The 2,009-nt window shown below is 71.3% G+C and carries 2 protein-coding genes; both read right to left on the reverse strand.

Annotated elements, in window-relative coordinates; all coding sequences use genetic code 11:
• Window positions 1-23: 23 nt before the first annotated feature.
• Window positions 24-1,295 carry a 4-aminobutyrate--2-oxoglutarate transaminase gene (gene gabT, locus KBX53_RS31185; protein WP_210863328.1) on the reverse strand — a complete coding sequence of 424 codons (1,272 nt, stop codon included), beginning with the start codon at window positions 1,293-1,295 and terminating at the stop codon, window positions 24-26.
• 4 nt (window positions 1,296-1,299) lie between these two features.
• A partial coding sequence (locus KBX53_RS31190) for an aldehyde dehydrogenase family protein (protein WP_210863330.1) occupies window positions 1,300-2,009 on the reverse strand: 710 nt, incomplete at its 5' end.

Raw genomic sequence — 2,009 nt, forward strand, 5'->3', positions numbered from 1 at the left:
CCGCCGCCCAGCCGCTCATCCGCTCAGCGGAAGGCGGCGTCGAGCAGGTCCGCGCCCCGGTTGAGCTGGGCGTCGGAGATCACCAGCGGGGGTAGGAGGCGCAGCACGTTTCCGTACGTGCCGCAGGTCAGGGTGAGCAGGCCCGCGGCGTGACAGGCCGCCGAGATCGCCGCGGTGGCGACCGGGTCGGGGGTGAGCGTGCCCGGCAGCACCAGCTCCATGGCGAGCATCGCGCCCCGGCCGCGTACCTCGGCGACCCGTGGGTCCCGTTCGGCGATGGCCCGTAGCCGGGGGACCAGCAGCGATTCGATCCGTCTGGCCGCCCCGACCAGGTCCAGCTCGTGCATGGTCTCGATGGTGGCGAGCGCGGCGGCGCAGGCGAGCGGGTTGCCGCCGTACGTGCCGCCGAGCCCGCCCACGTGCACCGCGTCCATCAGCTCGGCCCGACCGGTCACCGCGGCCAGCGGCAGGCCACCGGCGATGCCCTTGGCGAGTGTCACCAGGTCGGGTTCGACGCCCTCGTGCTGGCAGGCGAACCAGTCGCCGGTCCGGCAGAAGCCGGTCTGGATCTCGTCGGCGACGAAGACCACCCCGGCCGCCGTCGCCCAGGCACGCAGCGCGGGCAGGAAACCCGGCGCGGGTACGACGAAACCACCCTCACCCTGGATCGGCTCGATGAGTAGCGCGGCGACGTTCTCCGCGCCGACCTGCTTCTCGATCATCTCGATCGACCGAGCTGCGGCCTCCGCTCCGGAGAGCCCACCGTCGCGCAGCGGGTACGACATCGGCACCCGGTAGATCTCCCCGGCGAACGGCCCGAACCGGTGCTTGTACGGCATGTTCTTCGCGGTCAACGCCATCGTCAGGTTGGTCCGGCCGTGGTACGCGTGGTCGAACACCACCACCGCCGGTCGACCGGTGGCGTGCCGGGCGACCTTCACCGCGTTCTCCACCGCCTCCGCGCCGGAGTTGAACAACGCCGAACGCTTCTCGAACCCGCCCGGCGTCAGCGCGTTGAGGTGCTCGCACACCGCCACGTACGACTCGTACGGCGCGACCATGAAGCAGGTGTGGGTGAACCGCTCGACCTGCGCGCGGACCGCCTCGACCACCTTCGGGGCGGAGTTGCCGACGCTGGTGACGGCGATGCCGGCGGCGAAGTCGATCCACTCCCGGCCGTCGACGTCGGTGATCGTCCCGCCGGCAGCACTGTCCACGTAGGACGTGATGACGCTGCCGACGCCCCGGGCGACGGCGCCGCCGCGCCGCTTGTGCAACTCCTCCGAACTCGGCATGGGTTCAGCCCTCGATGTTGTGCATGACGTGCTTGATCCGGGTGTAGTCCTCCAGGCTGTAGACCGACAGGTCCTTGCCGTGCCCGGAGTGCTTGAAGCCACCGTGCGGCATCTCCGAGACGAACGGGATGTGCGTGTTCACCCAGACGCAGCCGAAGTCGAGCCGTCGGGTCATCCGCATGGCCCGGCCGTGGTCCTTGGTCCAGACCGAGGCGGACAGGCCGTAGTCGACGCCGTTGGCCCAGCGCACCGCCTCGTCCTCGTCGGTGAAGCGCTGCACGGTGATGACCGGACCGAACACCTCGTCCTGGATGATCTCGTCGGCCTGCCGCAGCCCGGAGACCACGGTCGGCGCGTAGAAGTAGCCGCGCTCGCCCTGGCGGGACCCACCGGTCTGGATCGCCGCGTGGTCCGGCAGCCGGTCCACGAAACCGCTGACCCGGGCGAGCTGGTTGGCGTTGTTCAGCGGGCCGTAGAGCACGTCGGCGTCGTCCGGCCCGCCGGTCTTCGTGGCGCGGGCCTGCTCGGCGAGCGCCGCCACGAAGTCGTCGTGGACGCCCGGCCCGGCCAGCACGCGGGTGGCCGCCGTGCAGTCCTGCCCGGCGTTGAAGTAGCCACCCAACGCGATGGCCTCGGCCGCCGCCGCCACGTCCGCATCGTCGAAGACGACCACCGGGGCCTTGCCGCCCAGCTCCAGGTGGGTCCGCTTCAGGT

The organism is Micromonospora sp. M51 (assembly GCF_018070305.1).
Lineage (GTDB): Bacteria > Actinomycetota > Actinomycetes > Mycobacteriales > Micromonosporaceae > Micromonospora > Micromonospora parva.

Coding starts and splice junctions, on each gene's coding strand:
- gabT (WP_210863328.1), bottom strand. CDS start 1,295: ATGCCGAGTTCGGAGGAGTTGCACAAGCGGCGCGGCGGCGCCGTCGCC.